Here is a 17,422-nt window from a genome sequence, read left to right as displayed (position 1 = left end):
CCGGCAGGCGGGCGGGACATCGACAGCCAACAGACCACCGGACGGACTGAGGTTTCATGAAACCCGTTCTGCAAAGTCCCGAAATCATCGAACTCGAAGACACGGAACAGCGCCGGGGGTGGCAGGCTTTCACCCTCTCCGGCCTGCCGGACATGATCAGCTCGATGCATGTCTGCCACGCCCTGAACGCACTGGCCGGCACACCGCTGCTCGACCGGATCCGCAATGGCCCGCGCGCCGCGGCGGACGGGCTGCTCGAAGGGCTGGACGCCGGAATCGCCGAGGGTTTTCTGCGGTATCTGGTCAGCCGGGGGGTGCTGGAGCGGCAGGGCGGCGACTACCTGCTGACCCGGCTCGGCGAGGACCTCACCTCCGATGTGTCGCTGGCGCGGCTCGGTGTCTATGTGGGGGCGTACGGCCCCGTGACCACGAGGATCGGCGATCTGCTGACGGGCCGGGCCTCGTACGGCTCCGATGTGGCGCGCGACGGCGGCCGGCTCGGACTGCACTGCGCCACCCTCTTCTCCTTCTTCCACACCCCGGTCGTCGTCGAGGCGATGCGCGGCCGGGGCGCCCGGCGGATCCTGGACATCGGATGCGGGGGCGGGCAGCTCGTCGTGGACGCCTGTCTGCGCGATCCGGAGCTCACCGGCATCGGGCTCGACATCGATCCGGACGCGATCACCGTCGCCCGGGAACTGGCGCGCCGCCAAGGCGTCGCCGACCGGGTGGAGTTCGTGGTCGGCGACGCCTTCTCCCCCGCCGACTGGCCCGAGATCTGTTACGAGGCGGACGGGCTCTGTGTGATGAGCGCGCTGCACGAGCACTTCCGCCACGGCGAGCAGGCCGTGGTCGATCTGCTCAACGAGTACGCGGAGCTGTTTCCGCACCAGAGGATCCTGCTGGTCGGTGAGCCGGAGCTGCGATACGACGGGCGGGAGAACGACGATGACTTCTTCCTCGTCCATGTGCTGAGCGGGCAGGGGCTGCCCCGTGCCCGCGGTGAGTGGTTCTCCGTCTTCGAGAAGAGCTCGCTGGAGTGCCGCCGGGTCCACACCAGGCCGGGGGCGGGGCCCCGGATGTGCTTCTACGATCTGACCCCGCGGCCGGGGCGGTGAGCGGGGCGCCGGTGACGCGGGGCCGTACCGGAGCGCCGGCGCGGATCCGGGTGAGCCGCGCCGCGCGGCCGGCGGCGGTCCGGTGACCGCCGGGGAGGCGGCACGTACCGCTGTCCCGGCCGGCGTTCCCACCCGCGCCCGGTGCGCGCCGGGTTCACCGGGGATCCGGCGAACGCCGGCCGGGACGGGCCGCGGATGAGGCCGGCATGCGCCGGTGCGGCGGGCGGCGCGGTGCCGGGTGGGCCGTGCCGTCGCGCCGGCGGTGCTCAGCGGCGGCTTCGGCCGCTCCGGGCACGGGCCCGGTGGGCGGCCGGCGGCACGGCACTCCCCTGGCGCGGCCGGGGCGCCCGGCCGCGTACCGCCGACCACAGCATGGCCCACTCCTCCGCGGTGAGGTCCTTGGGCAGGGCGCGCGGGGAGACCCGGTGGGCCCTCAGCCAGGCGGTCAGTTCGGGGCCGCCGATGCGCCCGGTGCGGTGGAGGATCTCCCGCAGACCGTGGCCACGCCCGGTGAACACCTGCTTGACGAAGTCCTGGTACGCCCCGCGCTCCTCGACCAGGGGCCGCGTCCGGCGGCTGATGACCAGGATGCCGCCGTCGACCGAGGGAACCGGCCGGAAGGCGTGCCGCGGCACCCGCTGAAGCACCCGGAAATCGAACCACGGCCAGGAGGCCGCGGTGAGCAGTGAGCCGCCCCCGATACCCGCGCGGCGGCGGGCCACTTCCCACTGCACCACCAGCACGGCGGAATGCCATTTCGGAGTGGCGAGAATGCGGCGCAGTGCGGCCGTGGTGATGTGGAAGGGAATGTTGCCGACGATGGTGTGCGGCACCGGAGGGAACCGGTAGCGGAGGAGATCCTCGTTGACGACATCCACATTCTCCGCGACGCGTCCGGAGAGCCGCCGCGCCCGCCGGGGGTCGATCTCCACGGCATTGACAGCTCTCCCCAATTGACTGAGCGGAGCGGTCAGCGCGCCGTCCCCGGCACCGAGATCGACGATCGGTCCCTCGGTCCGCTCAACGGCTCGGCGTACCGTGTGAATGACCTGAGGATCAACCAAGAAATTCTGGCCGAGCTCTTGCCGGCCGCCATACCGATGGTCCATGAGTGCGCTCCATGAAGAAGTAATTCATCCGGCCGGTGACAGGCCGGCCGGCGTGCCGGTACGGGCGTGTCGGAATCCCGTCCGGCACGGTCTCGAAATCCGCCTGAACCGGCGCTCGCCGAGGAGAGGACGGGGCCGGGAGAGGCGTGATCCGCTTCTCCCGTGCCCCCGCCGGCTCCCTTTCAGCGGGCGCCGGGCGCGGTGCCGGCGCGGTCGGCCCGCGCGCCGCCGGGCGGCCCGGCGCAGATCTCGCCCCGGGCCACGGGGATCACCCGGCCGCCGGCCGAGGCGCGGGCCACCCGGCCCGCTTCCACGGTGACGGTGCAGGTGACCACGGCGCCGCGCGGGCCGCCCGCTCCCTGGGCGATGACGTACTCGTGGGTGCCGTCCACCTCGGGCAGCCGGCCGGCGGCGACCAGCCATTCACCGAGTCCGAGGGCGTTCGAGGCACAGGCCGGGTCCTCCGGCATGCCGTAACCGGGCGCGAAGACACGGGCGGTGGCAACCCTCGCCGCGGGGTCCCAGGAGAAGACCATGACATCGGGCAGACCGTGTTCGTCCATCAGCGCCAGGTCGGGCCGGGCGCCCTCCACCGCCCCCGGGCGGACCGGGAGATAGTGGAAGGCCGGCCCGAACCCCGCCGTGCGGACCGGCGCGTCGACCACCGCCGCCGGGGCGATCCCCGCCGCCGCCGTCAGCAGGGCGAGATCGGGTTCACGGGCCTCGACCGGGCCCGCCGCGGCGACGGTCCCGCCGCCCGGTCCCGCGGTGACCGGGGTGAGCCGGGATCCGCACTGCTGGACGACGGTGCCGGGCTCCACCAGGCCGAGCCGGACCATGGTCACCGCGGTGCCGAGTGCCGAGTGGCCGCCGAAGGGGGTCTCCCCGGCCGGGGTGAAGACCCGTACCCGGTAATCGGCGCCGGCGGCCTCGGGCGGGAGGACGAACACGGTCTCCGGGGTGCCGATCTCCGCGGCCAGGGTGTGCAGATACGCGGAGGGCAGGCCGTCCGCCTCGGGTACGACGGCCAGTCTGCTGCCCGAGAAGGGCTGGTCGGCGAACATGTTGACCATGTCGAACCGGACCATGGTCATGTCCTCTCCCCGGCGGCCGGCAGGGTCTCGGCGACGGCCTCCAGCACGGCGGGACTGCCCCGGTAGGGAAAGTCCGGGCGGGGCCAGTGGACGATGAAATCGGTGATCCCCGCGTCCCCGAAGGCGCCGGCGGCCTCATGGAAGGAGTCGGCGGAGTCGAGCACACCGCCGATGGAGGGGGCCGCGACCAGCATCCGGCGCACTGCGGCCGGATCCCGGCCGGCCTCGTCACAGGCGCGTTCCAGGGCCGCCACCTGACTCTTGACGAGGGGTAGGGACGCGGCCCAGGGCGCTTCGTCGAATCGACCCGGCGCCCCCATGGTCACCCAGTTGTCGGCGAACCGGGCGGCGAGCCGCACACCGCGCGGACCGGCCGCCGCGACACAGAGCGGGACCCGGGGGGTCTGTACGCAGCCCGGCCACAGCACGGTGTCATGACATCGGTAGTAGTCGCCGTCGAAGGTGATCGGCTCCTGGCGCAGCACCGCGTCGGTCACCTCGACGAACTCCGCGTACCGGTCGGCCCACTGGGAGGGTGTCAGCTCCTCGTCCCGCAGCACATCGCGGTCGGGGCCGCCGGATCCGACTCCGCACAGAACCCGGCCGTTCGAGAGGGAGTCGATGGTCATGATTTCCTTGGCGAACACGACCGGGTCCCGCAGCCGGATGTTGGCGACCAGTGTGCCGAGGCCGATCCGGGAGGTGACCGTGGCGGCGGCGGCGAGGGTCGGCACGGCACCGAACCAGGGCCGGTCGCCCAGCCACCGCCAGGCGAGATGGTCATAGGTCCAGGCGTGGTCGAAGCCGAGCGCTTCGACGCGCCGCCACAGCTCTCTCGCCCGGGGCCAGTTGTGCTCGGGCAGGATCGCCACGCCGTAGCGCATGGGCTTCTCCACTCTGCTCACGGGTTGAAGGGGGATGACGGGGCCGGCGTGTCCCGGGGCCTCCCCGCGGGGGTGTGCGCACCGGCGCGCCCGCCGGCCCCGGTCCGATTCGGGGGGCGGCTCACCGGGGCGGGGTCAGACCTCCACACCGGTGTCCGCGTGGTGTGCCGTCAGTGCCAGGGACGCCGCGGAATCGAGCCGGGCACAGATCCACTCCTCCAGCGTGCTCCCGGACCGTTCGGCCGCGATCCGCCAGCGCTCCACGCGTTCCGCCGCGGGGGCGATACGCGGGAGCACACCCGTCTCCCGGCTCACGGCGGTCTTCTTCTGCCGTCCGCCGCGGACATTGCGCCGCAGTTCGTTGCGCGACCAGTCGTGCTGTTCCGCCCGGTCGAGCCAGTAGTCCTGCTGTCCCGGCGGGAGTGCGGCCACTTCGGCGTGGTGCTGGAAGCTGAGCGCCTCTCGTCTGCGGGAGAGGTCGAAGCGCCGCGCCACCCAGGCATAGTTGCGGATGGTCTGGTAGTCGAGCCCGGCGGCCTCGACCGCCCTGCGGTAGCGGTCGGTGTACCGCGACTGGCCGTAGATGATCCAGTCGCCGAGACACCACGCCGACGAGTCGACGACCCGGGCGATGTGCCGTCCGGCCTGCTCCCAGGTGTCGTAATTCACCGCGGCCGGAATGCTCAGGCCGACCCGGGTGACGAATACTCCGTCCCGCAGCTTCCGGCCCCGGTTCCGGGCGGCCCTCGGATCACAGTTCTCGACCGCTCCGGCGGCGGACCCGGTCACACATTGTCCATTCTTCCCTGTCACGCTTTCCCTCTCGATCATCGAGTAAGGTGCGGAAATTTTCGATCCGTACACACACTTCACCTTCGGTGCACATTCCCCTCACCACTCCGGAGGGCGTGAACACCCGGGGCACCGGGTCGGTTTTCTCGGGAATGGTTCAGAGCAACCCATATCGCTTCGCAAATCGATTCGACAATGGGCTGAGCACCCCGCACACATGCGCACTGATCTGCCGCCAATCGGAGCTGATCCGCCACCGAACGGCCTGTGCTCAAATCCACGGATAATTAGCGTAGATCACCCTGGAAAACGCTGGCAAGGTAAAACCAATCCTGCCGTATAGCGCATTAGAGAAGAGTTTCCGTTCATTATGCAAATATATGGAAAACGTCTCGTTGTGTCCAGGTTTGAGTTCACTGACATGTGATTGCCGTGCAGAGCTTTCGATTCTCATGTTTCTCCGGCCTACCGCCGGGTACACTCCGGCCGCCCATGATCGAATGCGCTCCCTGATCCCGAAATCGGATGCCCCGGACGGACGAACTGACCGGATAGCATCGGGACCCGCCCGAAATCATTCGATTCCTCGGTGATAAGGCTCTGCGTCGAACGTCGAACGTCGAACGTCGAACGTCGAACGGCGTACAGCGGACAGCTCGGCCGGGCTCGGCGGGGCTCACACGGGCTCCGGCGCTTCGAGGAGATCGCGCACCTCGTCGGCGGTGGACTCCCGCAGGTCCTCCCCCAGGAGCAGCCAGCGGGTGATGCCGACCGACTCCAGGAAGAGAAGGTCATGACTGGCGATCAGCAGCGCGCCCTCGTAGGCCTCCAGCGCGGTGGTCAGCTGCCGCACACTGGCGATGTCGAGATTGTTGGTCGGCTCGTCCAGCATCAGCAGCTGGGGGGCCGGAGCCGCGAGCATCATCGCGGCCAGCGCGGCCCGGAAGCGTTCCCCGCCGGAGAGAGTGCCTGCCGACTGGTCCGCGCGGGCTCCCTTGAAAAGGAAGCGGGCGAGCTGGGCGCGGATGTGGTTCTCCGTGACCCCGGGCGCCAGCCGGGCCACATTGGCCGCGACGCTCAGCCCGTCGTCCAGCACATCCAGGCGCTGCGGCAGAAACCGCAGGGGGACATGTGTCCTCGCCTCGCCGGAGAGCGGCGCGAGTTCCCCGGTGAGGGTGCGGAGCAGGGTGGTCTTGCCCGCGCCGTTCCGGCCGACCAGGGCGATCCGCTCGGGTCCGTGGACCCGGAGGCTGCCCTCGGCCAGCCTGCCGTACCGGGGCCTGAGCTCGTCGAGGGTGAGAACGGTGCGCCCGGCGGGCACGGCGGTGTGGGGCAGGCTCACCCGGATCTCCGCGTCGTCGCGGATCGCGCTCTCCGCCTCCTCCCGCCGTTCGCGGGCCTCGTGGAGCCGGTCCTCGTGGAGACCCCGGAGCCTGCCCGCCGATTCCTGTGCGGACCTCTTCTTCTCACCGGCGACGATCCGCGGGGCTCGCCGCTGGGCGTCGAGCTTCTTGCTCTGCTTCTGGCGGCGGGCCAGCTTGACCCGCGCCTCCTCCAGTTCGCGCTTCTGCCTGCGCACATCCGCCTCGGCGGCGCGCAGGGTCCGGCCGGCGGCCTCCTGCTCCGTGGCGAGGTCCTCCGTATAGGCGGACCAGCCACCGCCGTACCAGCTCACGGATCCGGAGCGCAGTTCGGCGATGCGGTCCACGCGTTCCAGCAGTTCACGATCGTGGCTGACGACGACCAGCACTCCGGAGCGCCAGGAGTCGACGGCCTCGTACAGCCTGCGGCGGGCGAAGCGGTCCAGGTTGTTGGTGGGCTCGTCCAGCAGCAGTACATCGGGGCGCTCCAGCAGCAGCGCGGCGAGGCGCAGCAGCACGGTCTCGCCGCCGGACAGCTGGCCCACCGTACGGTCCAGTCCGATTCCGCCGAGTCCGAGTGAGCCGAGGGTGGCCAGCGCCCGCTCCTCGACATCCCAGTCGTCGCCGACGGTGTCGAAGTGCTCCTCGCTCACGTCCCCGGCCTCGATGGCGCGCACGGCACGGCGGCGCTCGGCGATCCCCAGGGCGTCGTCGACGCGGAGTGTGGTGTCCAGGGTGATGTTCTGCGGCAGATGGGCGAGGCTGCCGCTGACGGTCACCGACCCCCGGGTGGGACGCAGTGAGCCGGACAGCAGGCGCAGCAGGGTGGATTTCCCGGTGCCATTGGTACCGACGAGGCCGGTGCGGCCCCGGCCGATGGTGAGGGAGAGTCCGTCGAAGACGGAGGTGTCGTCCGGCCACTGGAAGGACAGCGCGGAGCAGGTGAGGGCGGCGGTGGGCGCGGTGGGTGTCGCCATGATGTTTTCTCGCAGTCGCAGGCGCGGCGGATGGGGGGCTTCGTGAGCGAGCACCACACGGCGACCGGGAGAGAGAAGAACGGGATGGTCCGGCGGTCCGATGGACCGGGGACGGATCTCATGCACCGAGGTCGCAACTGCGCTGAGCCATGGGCGGCGTGAAGAGCCGCTGACACATGACTGGCGTACGGCGAAGGGCCGTACGGCGCGGTGATCGCAGACCTCAGATACGCAACGTCCACCTCAATCGGAGACAACAGGACCGGATGACCATAACGACGCGGTGGGCGAAAGGCAAACGCTTTCGATGGCTTCGGTGGCCGGAACTGAACGAAAACAAGGGGATGTTGAGGTCCGGAACACGAATGGGCGCGATCCGGACCGGCCGGATCGCGCCCATCGGCGTGGAGAGGCGGTGCCGTGGGGGCGGGGTGGTGCGGGCGGTGCGCGCCGCACCGCCCCGCCGGTCTGTGGCGGACCCGCTACGGCTTCGGGGCCGCGTGCGGGTCGCAGGTCACATTGGCGCTGTCCAGAGTGCCGTCGAGGAGGTAGGCGTCCACCCGCTGATTGACACAGGGGTTGGTCAGCCCGGTCACACCGTGCGAGCCGGCGTCCTTCTCCAGGATCAGGCGCGAGCCCTTGAACCGCTTCTGGAGCTCATGGGCGCCGCCGACCGGGGTGGCCGCGTCGCGGGCGGCCTGCACGATCAGCACGCCCGGCAGACCCTTGCCGGTCTTCACGTTGACCGGGGTGTGCTGCTTGCCGGGCCAGGTGGCACAGGGAAGGTTCATCCAGGCATTCGCCCAGGTCATGAAGGGGTAGTCACGGTGGAGCCGGGTGTTGTCCCGGTCCCAGCGCTGCCACTTGGTGGGCCACTTGGCATCCGCGCACTCCACGGCCGTGTAGACGGCGTTGCTGTTCTCGGAGCGGATGTTGCCGGCCGTGTCGGAGAGGTCCGGGGAGGCGGCGTCGATGAGCGGCTGGGTGTCACCGGCCGCGTACTTGCTCCAGATCCGGGCGGTGGGCGCCCAGGCGGAGTCGTAGTAGGGCGCGCCCTGGAAGAAGCTGATCAGCTCCGCCGGGCCGACGACCCCGCCGAGCGGCGACTCCTTGGCGGCGGCACGGAGCTTCAGCCACTGTGCCTCGACCTTGTCCCGGGTGTCACCGAGGCGGTAGACGGCGTCGTTCTTGGCGATCCAGGTGGTCCAGTCCTCCCAGCGCATCTGGAAGGCGACGTCCTGGTCGAGGTTGGCCTCGTACCAGATCTTCTGCTTGGACGGGTTGACCACGCTGTCCATGACCATCCGGCGGACATGGCCCGGGAAGAGGGTCCCGTACACGGCTCCCAGGTAGGTGCCGTAGGAGACACCGATGAAGTTGAGCTTCTTCTCGCCGAGGGCGGCCCGGATCACATCGAGGTCGCGTGCGGTGTTCGGAGTGGTCATGTGCGGCAGCATCCAGCCGCTGCGCTCGGCGCAGCCGGCCGCGTACTCGGCGGCGAGCTTGCGCTGGGCGAGCTTGTCGGCCTCGCTGTCGGGGACCGGGTCGGCCTTGGGGGCCTTGACGAACTCCTGCGGGTCGACACAGGAGATCGGGGTGGAGCGGCCGACACCGCGCGGGTCGAAGCCCACGAAGTCGTACGCCTTGGCCGTCTTCGCCCAGAGGGGGTTCTTGCTGGTGACCCGGACCGGGAAGCGCAGACCCGAGCCGCCGGGGCCGCCGGGGTTGTAGAGGAGAGCGCCCTGGCGCTCCTCCTTGGTGCCGGTGTTGCCGATCCGGTCCACGGCGACGGTGATCTGCCGGCCGTCCGGGTGCGCGTAGTCCAGCGGCACGGTGACCGTGCCGCACTGGATGGGCTTGGGCAGCGACCAGTCGGCGGGACAGTCGGCCCAGGCGATGCCCTTCGCGGCGGCCCGCTCCGCGGCGATCCGCACCCCGCGCTCCTCGGACCAGCTGCTCTGACCGGTCTGTACGGAACTGCCGCGCCCTGCGTCGGCACTGGCGGACGGCGCCGCCACCGCGCCCGCGATGAGTGTGCCCGCTATCAGAGTGCCGGCCGAACCGAGCACCGCTGTGCGTTTCACGGAGTACCCCTCTTCCTCGCTGTCCCGCCGGGATCTTCACCGTCCCGCCGAGTTCTCGGGTGATCCTTGCGCCCAGGGGGCCATCGGCAACAGATCGAACGAATGTTTCTTTACCGAACCGATAGCCGGAGCGTGAAGTACCGCTGAGCGGTGCATACCCGGGAGGGGGTGGACATGAGCACAACCAGCCATCCCCTTTCGGCCAGGTTCGCCCACCGGCGGGCGGACGCGGACCGCGGCGGGCGAACACCGGCCCGGGAGGGAGCGGTTGCCGCGCGGTCCGGCGCGGGCGGCGCGGCGCGGGGTGGCCGGATGCCCGCACGGGGTGGCCGGATGCCCGCGCGGTCCGGCGGCGCGCTCCGGCGGAACGGCTCGGGCGGGATCGCCCCGGCGCGGCTCCGGTGCTCATCCGCCGGGGAACGCCGGCCGGAGTCCGCTGCCGTGCTCCCCCGGCGCGCGGCACCGGCCCGCGCTTCGGGAGGACGGCCGCCTCCGGACCCCGTGAGGCCGTGCCCGGGGGTGATATCACCGGCCTCGGAGCAGATGTGATCGATCCGACAGAGGGGTGTGAAGGACCGTTCCGGCACCCCGTCGGCCCATCCGCACCCGGCCCGGACGGCGTCGGCACCGCCGGCGGCACCGCACCCGGGACCCCCGCCGCGCAAGTCCGCGCCCACCTCGGGGGATCCGCCCTCCCGAGCCGGGCCGCCTCCGCCGCCCCGCGGCCGGCCGAGAGGCCCGGCCGGCGCCCGGCGGGTCGCCGCACCCCCTCGCAGGGCATTCCGGCGGTTCGGGCCAGGGCCTGTCAACCGCCGTTCGAGTACCAGGAAAGCTAGTCCGTTTGATGTACGCACCACCAGGCTGGCGACTACGGTCGAGTTGCGCATCATGATGTTCGATCTTCCGGAGAGCCGTATTCCGGTGCTGGTACGGGCATGGTCAGGTGTCGATGGCCGGACTCCGTGAGGGGCATGTCCACCTGAACAGAGCAATGGTGTTAAAACTCACATATCGCCGTTTCAGCTCGGAAATCCGGCACGTCGTGGGTCAAGATCCCTGGGACGACAAGCCCCCGTCACCTCGGCGGGGCGGTCCGGGCGGACGCCGAATCCTGCCGCCGCTCCGGATGACTGGTCGACAGAAGTGCTTCGGCAGGAGTGGAGGACCCAAGCAGTACGGGGCATGCCGGAAGGTCCGGAAGTCCCTCGGGGTGAAGCCGCGTCATGCGGCCGGGCACCTTCGTCCGCCCGAACCCGACAGGTCATCCTTCACAGGCGGCTGACGAAGGGTCGCGCATGAGTGCGCAGAACACCGTCCCGTTTCTGATGAGCCGGGCGGGGGCCGTATCGGCCCTCACCCTTGCCGCCCTCGGTGGATCGTTCCTTGTGCCGGGCGGCACGTCCGAGGCCCACGCCGCGTCGTCCCACGCGGGCAAGGCGCTGAAGGTGGCGGCGTCGAAGAAGGGTTCGCCGTACAAGTACGGCGCCGCAGGGCCCTCCCGCTTCGACTGCTCCGGGTTGACGCTGTACGCCTTCAAGAAGGCGGGCAAGAAGCTCCCGCGTACCGCACAGCAGCAGTTCAACAAGACCAATCGCGTCTCCAAGTCCTCGCGCAAGGCTGGAGACCTGGTCTTCTTCCACTCCGGTGGTTCCGTCTACCACGTCGGGATCTACGCCGGGAAGGGGAAGGTCTGGCACTCGCCCAAGCGGGGCTCCTGGGTGAAGCTGGACAAGATCTGGACCAAGAGCGTCAAGTACGGCCGGGTCCGGTGACGGCCGGCCACTGAATCCGATGGGCGCGTACGAGCCAGGTCCGGCGCCGGACCGGCTCGCCGCACGCCGGCGCACGGGGAGAACACCGCCCCGCCGGCCGTGAGCGCGGTCCCCACCGCTCACGGACCGGTCGCCGGGAGTTCCGAACCATTCAGTACCGCCAGTACCGCTCGAATCACCGGTGAGCATCCCTGAACCACCGGTGAGCCGGCTCCGCCCCGCCATGAGCGGGCACCCGAGCCGTCACCACCGCCCGTGCCCGCCGCCGGATGAGCCCCGGCGGCCGGCGCGGGAGGTGCCGCGCGCGGCCATGCGCACGGCGCCGGCCGGGTCATGGGCCCGCCCTCACCGGCGCGGGCCCTTTCCTCCGTGTACCGGACCGTCCGGGAGCCTGTCGCCTGTTGTCCCGGGGCGGTCCCGGATTCCGTGCCCCCGGCCGTCTCAGCGATCGTGCGGGGCGGCCCACGGCAGCACGATCCAGACGGTCTTGCCGCCCTCCGGGGTGGGCGAGACCGAGAGCCTGCCGCCGTACTCGGCGGTGAGGCTCCGTACGATCGCCACCCCGCGGCCGTTGTCCTGGCGCACCGCGGCGGGCAGCCGCTGAGGCCATCGCGGATGGCTGTCGGTCACCCCGATGCGCAGCTCGTCGTCCCGCTCCAGGGTCAGTTCGACGGTGAAGGTCGGCGACTGGCCGAAAGTGTGCTGCACCGCATTGGTGGTCAGCTCCGAAATGATCAGCCGGATCGTGTCAACGGCTTCGCTCCCGTCCGGCAGACCCCACTCGCGAATCACATCGGTGACGAATCTCCGTGCCGCGGAGACCGAGGCGGGATCGCTCGGCAGAGTGACGGAGGCTTCCTGAAGGTCTGCCATGGCGACGCCAACCCTTTCCCACCGCGGCCGGGCTCCGAACTCGAAGCGGGGAATTACGCGGACGGCCACGGCTTTCGCTGAGCGCCAGACTGCCACTCCATGCCCCGCCACAGGTGGCGATCCACCAAGATGTGCATATATCTGTCGCTCAAAGCGGTGAACTCTACGACGTGAGACCGTTTTTGGGCACACAAGCGCATTTTGATCGCGGGCAGACCGAACAGACGAGATGACGGAAGGGAGCCCCATGCGTCATCACGGCCCCGAGGTGCGCCGCCGCAGACTGGGCGGGGAACTCCGCCGGCTGCGCCTGGCCGCACGGCTCACCAGTCGCGGCGCGGCGGAGCTGGCGGGCTGGCACCAGTCGAAAGTCAGCCGGATCGAGACGGGGCACAGCGGTGTGCGCGCCGCCGATGTGCGGCTGCTGCTCGATCTGTACGACGTCACCGATCCGGGCCTCCGCGCGCTGCTGGAGGCCCTGGCGGGTGCCGCCGACACCACGGGCGGCGGCTGGTGGCATGCCTATCGCGGGCTGCTCCCGCCCGAGTACCGCGATTTCATCGGCCTGGAGGCACAGGCGAGCGCCGCGCGCACACTGGAGACCTCGGTGGTGCCGGGACTGCTCCAGACGCCGGAGTACGCCCGCGCGGTGACCCTGGCGACCCTGGAGGATCTGCCCGCGGAGACCGTCCGCGCGCTGGTGGAGGTGCGGATCGCCCGGCAGCGGGTGCTGAGCCGGCCGGGGAATCCGCTCCGGCTGAGTGTGATCCTGGACGAGGCGGTGCTGCGGCGCGAGGTCGGCGGCCCCCGGGTGATGCGGGAGCAGCTGCGGGCGCTGACGGTGGCGGCGGACCTTCCGCGGGTACGGATTCAAGTCATGCCGTTTTCCGCGGGTGGCTATGCGGGACTCGCCGGACCTTTCGTTATCTTCTCTTTCTCGAAGACTTCCGATCTGGATGTGGTCGTTCTCGACCACCTCACGAGTAGCCTCCACCGCGAACGGGCAGGTGATCTCGCGGTGTACGCCGCGGCCTTCACCAGGATGCGGGCACGGGCGCTGTCACCGGCCGAATCCTTGGATCTCATCGCCGGACTCGTGGACGGCGGTTAGGGAGGTTCCATGTCCGACGACCGTCTGTTCCCCTTCCCCTCGCACCAGCGCGCGCGGTGGCGGCGGAGCAGTCACAGCGCCGCGATGAACAACTGTGTCGAGGCGGCCCGGCTGGCCGACTCGACCCTCGCCGTACGGGACTCCAAGGACGTGTCCCGCCGGGCGCTGCGCTTCTCGGCGCCCGCGTGGGACCGGTTCCTGAGCGCGGTGGAGCGGGAGGGTACGGGCTGATCCCCCGGCCGGCGCGGAGGTCGGGTGGCTGTGTGCCGGGTGTCGGCCGACCACGCCGGGTGGCTGTGTGCCGGGTGTCGGCCGACCACGCCGGGCGCCGGGTGGCTGGGTGCCTGTGTGCCGGGTGTCAGCCGATCGCGCCGGGCGGCGCGGTCGCCCTGACCGTCTCGATCGCGCGGGCGATCTCCGAGCCGGTCAGATCGGCGCGGGCGGTGAGCCGGAGCCGTGAGATGCCGTCCGGTACCGACGGTGGCCGGAAACAGCCGACGCCCAGCCCGGCGGCACGGCAGTCGGCGGCCCAGACCAGGGCCTCCCCCGCCGACGGGGCCCGGACGGAGACCACCGCGGCGTCCGGCCGGGCGGCCGTCAGCCCGGCCGCGGTCAGACCGCCGTGCAGCGCCGCGGCGGCGGTGCGGACCCGCGCGGCGAGCGCGGGTTCGCGTTCCAGCAGCCGCAGGGCGGCCAGCGCGGCACCCGCGGCGGCCGGGGCGAGTCCCGTGTCGAAGATGAAGGTGCGGGCGGTGTTCACGAGATGGGTGATCACCCGGGCCGGTCCCAGCACCGCCCCGCCCTGGCTGCCCAGGGCCTTGGAGAGGGTGAGGGTCGCGATCACCCCGGGCCGGCCGGCGATACCGGCGGCGTTCGTCGCGCCCCGGCCGCCGGCGCCGAGGACACCCAGCCCGTGGGCGTCGTCCACCAGCAGCGCGGCGCCGTGGTCCCGGCAGATCTCCGCCAGCTCGGGCAGGGGTGCCGCGTCGCCGTCCACCGAGAAGACCGCGTCGGTGACGGTGAGCGCGCGCCGCCCCGGGTGGGCGCCGAGGGTCTTGCGGACCGCCTCGGTGTCGGTGTGCGGCACGATCTCGGTCTCGGCGCGCGAGAGCCGGCAGCCGTCCACGATGGAGGCGTGGTTGGCGGCGTCGGAGACGATCAGGGAGTCGCGTCCGGTCAGCGCGGTGAGCGCGGCGAGGTTGGCCGCGTAGCCGGAGGAGAGGACGAGCGCCGCCTCGAAGCCGCAGAAGCCGGCGAGCGCGGCTTCGAGTTCGGCGTGGAGCGCGGTGCTGCCGGTGACCAGCCGGGAGCCGGTGGCCCCCGCTCCCCAGCGCCGGGCGGCGGCCGCGGCGGCGGCGGTGATCTCCGGGTGGCGGGTGAGGCCGAGGTAGTCGTTCCCGGCGAGGTCGAGCAGGCCGGAGTCGGCGGGCCGGGGCCTGAGCGTGCGCACCAGACCGGCGCGGTCCCGGCGGGCGGCCTCGTCGTCGATCCAGCCGAAGGGGTCCTGGGGCATGGTCCTTCGGTCCTCCGGTGCGTCCGTCGGGGGTGATCGGGGGCCTGTTCCGCCGATGAGCTCGCCGGCCGTTTTGTAGGCAGCTCACAGACCATAACCGCGGCGGCTCCCCTGGCGAATGTGGTCATACGCACACCGTGGAGAGCCGTCTGTTGTGGGGTTCCGCCTTTCGCGGGGCGTGCGCGGTAGGCCAGGATCGGCGCCATGGACCTGCTGAACACGCTGGTGGAGAAAGGGCTGCGGCGCGAGCTGCCGACCCGTGAAGAGGCGCTCGCCGTGCTGGCGACCTCCGACGACGAGCTGCTCGATGTGGTGGCGGCGGCGGGGAGGGTACGCCGTCAGTGGTTCGGGCGGCGGGTGAAACTCAACTATCTCGTCAATCTGAAGTCGGGGCTCTGCCCGGAGGACTGCTCCTACTGCTCCCAGCGGCTCGGGTCGAAGGCGGAGATCCTCAAGTACACCTGGCTGAAGCCGGACGACGCCTCCCGGGCGGCCGCCGCGGGGGTGGCTGGCGGGGCGAAGCGGGTCTGTCTGGTGGCCAGTGGCCGGGGGCCGACCGACCGTGATGTGGACCGGGTCTCGCAGACCATCGAGGCCATCAAGGAGCAGAACGAGGGGGTGGAGGTCTGCGCCTGTCTGGGGCTGCTCTCGGAGGGCCAGGCGCAGCGGCTGCGGGACGCCGGGGCGGACGCGTACAACCACAACCTCAATACCTCCGAGGGGACATACGGCGACATCACCACCACCCATACCTATGCGGACCGGGTGGAAACGGTCCAGCAGGCCCAGGCGGCCGGGCTCTCGGCCTGTTCGGGGCTGATCGCGGGCATGGGCGAGAAGGACGAGGACCTGGTCGATGTGGTCTTCGCGCTGCGCGGGCTGGACCCGGACTCGGTGCCGGTGAATTTCCTGATCCCCTTCGAGGGCACTCCGCTGGCCAAGGAGTGGAACCTCACCCCGCAGCGCTGTCTGCGGGTGCTGGCGATGGTGCGGTTCGTCTGCCCGGATGTGGAGGTGCGGCTGGCGGGCGGGCGCGAGGTGCATCTGCGGTCGATGCAGCCGCTGGCACTCCACCTGGTGAACTCCATCTTCCTCGGGGACTATCTGACCAGTGAGGGCCAGGCGGGCCAGGCGGATCTGGACATGATCGCGGACGCGGGCTTCGAGGTGGAGGGCGCGGGCACGACAACACTGCCCGAGCACCGCGCGGGCGGCTGCGGTTCGGTCTGCGGCGGCGCGAGCCCGGCCGGTGAGGCGGGCGGCTGCGCGACGGAGCCGGCCGCCGGGGCCGCGTCCGATGCCGGGGCCGGTCCGGGCACCGGCGCCCCGGAAGCCTCCGTGCCCGGTGCGCGGACCGATCTGGTGACGGTGCGCCGGCGCGGCGCGGGCACGGATATCGCGCCCAATGCCTGAGCCGCTCTCCCCGGCCGAGCTGATCGCGCTGGACCGGGCCCATGTCTGGCATCCGTACGGCCCGATGCCCGGCCGGGCCGATCCGCTGGTGGTGGAATCGGCCTCCGGCGTACGGCTCCGGACGGCCGGACCCGTGCACGGCCGGCGGGAGCTGATCGACGGCATGTCGTCCTGGTGGTCGGCGATCCACGGCTACAACCACCCGGTGCTCAATGAGGCGGTCCGCGGCCAGCTCGACCGGATGAGCCATGTGATGTTCGGGGGGCTGACCCATGAGCCCGCCGTCCGGCTGGCGGCCACTCTGGTGGAGATCACCCCCGCGCCGCTGCGGCATGTCTTCCTCAGCGACTCGGGCTCGGTCTCGGTCGAGGTGGCGGTCAAGATGTGCCTCCAGTACTGGCGTTCCCTCGGGCGGCCGGCCAAACAGCGGCTGCTGACCTGGCGCGGCGGCTATCACGGGGACACCTGGCAGCCGATGGCGGTGTGCGATCCGGACGGCGGGATGCATCAGCTCTGGTCGGGGGTGCTGCCGCGGCAGATCTTCGCGGACGCGCCGCCGGCCGGTTTCGAGGAGCCGTACGCGGATCATCTGCGGGAGCTGATCGGCCGGCATGCGCGGGAGCTGGCGGCGGTGATCGTGGAGCCGGTGGTGCAGGGCGCCGGCGGCATGCGCTTCCACTCCCCCGGGTATCTGCGGGTGCTGCGGGAAGCCTGTGACGAGCACGGTGTGCTGCTGGTGTTCGACGAGATCGCGACGGGCTTCGGGCGCACCGGCACACTCTTCGCCTCGGAACACGCCGGGGTCTCCCCCGATGTCCTCTGTCTGGGCAAGGCGCTGACCGGCGGCTATCTGACGATGGCCGCCACCCTCTGCACCTCCGGGGTGGCGGACGGCATCTCCCGGGGCGAGGTCCCGGTGCTGGCGCACGGGCCGACCTTCATGGGCAATCCGCTGGCCGCCGCCGCGGCGAACGCCTCGATCGGGCTGCTGCTCGGGCAGGACTGGGCCCGCGAGATCAAACGCCTGGAGTCGGGCCTGCGCACGGGGCTCGCGGCGGCCGAGGGGATACCGGGGGTCGCCGATGTACGGGTGCTGGGCGGCATCGGGGTGGTGCAGCTGGACCACCGGGTCGATGTGGCGGCGGCCACGGAGGCGGCGGTGCGGGCCGGGGTGTGGCTGCGGCCGTTCCGGGATCTCGTCTATGTGATGCCGCCCTATGTGATGGAGGACGAGGATCTGGCGCGGGTGTGCGAGGGGGTGTGCGCGGCGGCGCGCGCGGGCTGAGTTCCGCCCGTCCGCCCGCGCGGCGGAACGCGGCAC

Annotated in this window: 14 protein-coding genes and 1 riboswitch; of the genes, 6 read left to right on the top strand and 8 right to left on the bottom strand. The window is 71.3% G+C overall.

Going from position 1 to position 17,422, the window contains the following annotated elements:
- Nucleotides 1-56: 56 nt before the first annotated feature.
- Nucleotides 57-1,118 carry a methyltransferase domain-containing protein gene (locus tag AAFN69_RS27040; protein ID WP_347731419.1) on the top strand — a complete coding sequence of 354 codons (1,062 nt, stop codon included), beginning with the start codon at nucleotides 57-59 and terminating at the stop codon, nucleotides 1,116-1,118.
- Nucleotides 1,119-1,384: 266 nt separating this feature from the next.
- On the opposite strand, the gene erm is transcribed toward AAFN69_RS27040, so the two are convergent.
- From erm to AAFN69_RS27010, 6 genes are all read right to left on the bottom strand, one after another.
- Nucleotides 1,385-2,227 (bottom strand): 23S ribosomal RNA methyltransferase Erm, encoded by an 843-nt coding sequence (gene erm / locus AAFN69_RS27035; RefSeq protein WP_347731418.1) that lies wholly within the window; start codon nucleotides 2,225-2,227, stop codon nucleotides 1,385-1,387.
- Nucleotides 2,228-2,409: 182 nt separating this feature from the next.
- On the bottom strand, nucleotides 2,410-3,321 hold the full coding sequence (locus AAFN69_RS27030; protein WP_347731417.1) for a PhzF family phenazine biosynthesis isomerase: 912 nt from the start codon (nucleotides 3,319-3,321) through the stop codon (nucleotides 2,410-2,412).
- Complete coding sequence (locus tag AAFN69_RS27025) at nucleotides 3,318-4,226, bottom strand: LLM class flavin-dependent oxidoreductase (protein ID WP_347731416.1); 909 nt, start codon at nucleotides 4,224-4,226, stop codon at nucleotides 3,318-3,320. The genes AAFN69_RS27030 and AAFN69_RS27025 overlap by 4 nt, the downstream gene beginning before the upstream one ends.
- Before the next feature lie 114 nt (nucleotides 4,227-4,340).
- Entirely contained in the window at nucleotides 4,341-4,994 is a 654-nt protein-coding gene (locus AAFN69_RS27020) for an LmbU family transcriptional regulator (RefSeq protein ID WP_347731415.1), read from the bottom strand.
- A 679-nt stretch (nucleotides 4,995-5,673) separates the two neighbouring features.
- Complete coding sequence (locus AAFN69_RS27015; RefSeq protein ID WP_347731414.1) at nucleotides 5,674-7,335, bottom strand: ATP-binding cassette domain-containing protein; 1,662 nt, start codon at nucleotides 7,333-7,335, stop codon at nucleotides 5,674-5,676.
- A gap of 482 nt (nucleotides 7,336-7,817) precedes the next feature.
- On the bottom strand, nucleotides 7,818-9,419 hold the full coding sequence (locus tag AAFN69_RS27010) for an alpha/beta hydrolase (protein ID WP_347731413.1): 1,602 nt from the start codon (nucleotides 9,417-9,419) through the stop codon (nucleotides 7,818-7,820).
- Between the two features lie 1,092 nt (nucleotides 9,420-10,511).
- A riboswitch (cyclic di-AMP (ydaO/yuaA leader) is annotated at nucleotides 10,512-10,711 on the top strand.
- Nucleotides 10,712-10,714: 3 nt separating this feature from the next.
- On the opposite strand from AAFN69_RS27010, the gene AAFN69_RS27005 reads away from it, so the two are divergent.
- On the top strand, nucleotides 10,715-11,191 hold the full coding sequence (locus AAFN69_RS27005) for a C40 family peptidase (RefSeq protein ID WP_347731411.1): 477 nt from the start codon (nucleotides 10,715-10,717) through the stop codon (nucleotides 11,189-11,191).
- Nucleotides 11,192-11,632: 441 nt separating this feature from the next.
- Here the strand turns inward: AAFN69_RS27005 and AAFN69_RS27000 are convergent, their stop codons facing one another.
- Nucleotides 11,633-12,064, bottom strand: coding sequence for an ATP-binding protein (locus AAFN69_RS27000; RefSeq protein ID WP_347731409.1), 432 nt, complete (start codon nucleotides 12,062-12,064; stop codon nucleotides 11,633-11,635).
- Nucleotides 12,065-12,311: 247 nt separating this feature from the next.
- Here AAFN69_RS27000 and AAFN69_RS26995 point away from each other — a divergent pair, with 247 nt between their 5' ends.
- Both AAFN69_RS26995 and AAFN69_RS26990 read left to right on the top strand, forming a co-directional pair.
- Entirely contained in the window at nucleotides 12,312-13,175 is an 864-nt protein-coding gene (locus tag AAFN69_RS26995; protein WP_347731407.1) for a helix-turn-helix transcriptional regulator, read from the top strand.
- Between the two features lie 9 nt (nucleotides 13,176-13,184).
- Nucleotides 13,185-13,406, top strand: coding sequence for a DUF397 domain-containing protein (locus AAFN69_RS26990; RefSeq protein WP_347731406.1), 222 nt, complete (start codon nucleotides 13,185-13,187; stop codon nucleotides 13,404-13,406).
- Nucleotides 13,407-13,533: 127 nt separating this feature from the next.
- Here the strand turns inward: AAFN69_RS26990 and AAFN69_RS26985 are convergent, their stop codons facing one another.
- Nucleotides 13,534-14,688, bottom strand: coding sequence for an 8-amino-7-oxononanoate synthase (locus AAFN69_RS26985; protein ID WP_347731405.1), 1,155 nt, complete (start codon nucleotides 14,686-14,688; stop codon nucleotides 13,534-13,536).
- A gap of 204 nt (nucleotides 14,689-14,892) precedes the next feature.
- On the opposite strand from AAFN69_RS26985, the gene bioB reads away from it, so the two are divergent.
- Both bioB and AAFN69_RS26975 read left to right on the top strand, forming a co-directional pair.
- Nucleotides 14,893-16,101: a biotin synthase BioB gene (bioB, locus tag AAFN69_RS26980; protein WP_347731404.1), complete on the top strand. Its 1,209-nt coding sequence runs from the start codon at nucleotides 14,893-14,895 to the stop codon at nucleotides 16,099-16,101.
- Nucleotides 16,094-17,386, top strand: coding sequence for an adenosylmethionine--8-amino-7-oxononanoate transaminase (locus AAFN69_RS26975; protein WP_347731403.1), 1,293 nt, complete (start codon nucleotides 16,094-16,096; stop codon nucleotides 17,384-17,386). Before bioB ends, AAFN69_RS26975 begins: the two co-directional genes overlap by 8 nt.
- Nucleotides 17,387-17,422: the final 36 nt, after the last annotated feature.

Source organism: Streptomyces sp. CAU 1734, from assembly GCF_039888735.1.
In the GTDB taxonomy this organism is placed as follows: domain Bacteria; phylum Actinomycetota; class Actinomycetes; order Streptomycetales; family Streptomycetaceae; genus Streptomyces.
This window is presented reverse-complemented; position numbering and strand designations above follow the sequence as displayed.

Excerpts from the sequence above, each read along its gene's own strand:
- AAFN69_RS27040 (WP_347731419.1), top strand. The coding sequence starts at position 57 with ATGAAACCCGTTCTGCAAAGTCCCGAAATCATCGAACTCGAAGACACG.
- erm (WP_347731418.1), bottom strand. The coding sequence starts at position 2,227 with ATGGACCATCGGTATGGCGGCCGGCAAGAGCTCGGCCAGAATTTCTTG.
- AAFN69_RS27030 (WP_347731417.1), bottom strand. The coding sequence starts at position 3,321 with ATGACCATGGTCCGGTTCGACATGGTCAACATGTTCGCCGACCAGCCC.
- AAFN69_RS27015 (WP_347731414.1), bottom strand. The coding sequence starts at position 7,335 with ATGGCGACACCCACCGCGCCCACCGCCGCCCTCACCTGCTCCGCGCTG.
- AAFN69_RS27005 (WP_347731411.1), top strand. The coding sequence starts at position 10,715 with ATGAGTGCGCAGAACACCGTCCCGTTTCTGATGAGCCGGGCGGGGGCC.
- AAFN69_RS27000 (WP_347731409.1), bottom strand. The coding sequence starts at position 12,064 with ATGGCAGACCTTCAGGAAGCCTCCGTCACTCTGCCGAGCGATCCCGCC.
- AAFN69_RS26995 (WP_347731407.1), top strand. The coding sequence starts at position 12,312 with ATGCGTCATCACGGCCCCGAGGTGCGCCGCCGCAGACTGGGCGGGGAA.
- AAFN69_RS26990 (WP_347731406.1), top strand. The coding sequence starts at position 13,185 with ATGTCCGACGACCGTCTGTTCCCCTTCCCCTCGCACCAGCGCGCGCGG.
- AAFN69_RS26985 (WP_347731405.1), bottom strand. The coding sequence starts at position 14,688 with ATGCCCCAGGACCCCTTCGGCTGGATCGACGACGAGGCCGCCCGCCGG.
- bioB (WP_347731404.1), top strand. The coding sequence starts at position 14,893 with ATGGACCTGCTGAACACGCTGGTGGAGAAAGGGCTGCGGCGCGAGCTG.
- AAFN69_RS26975 (WP_347731403.1), top strand. The coding sequence starts at position 16,094 with ATGCCTGAGCCGCTCTCCCCGGCCGAGCTGATCGCGCTGGACCGGGCC.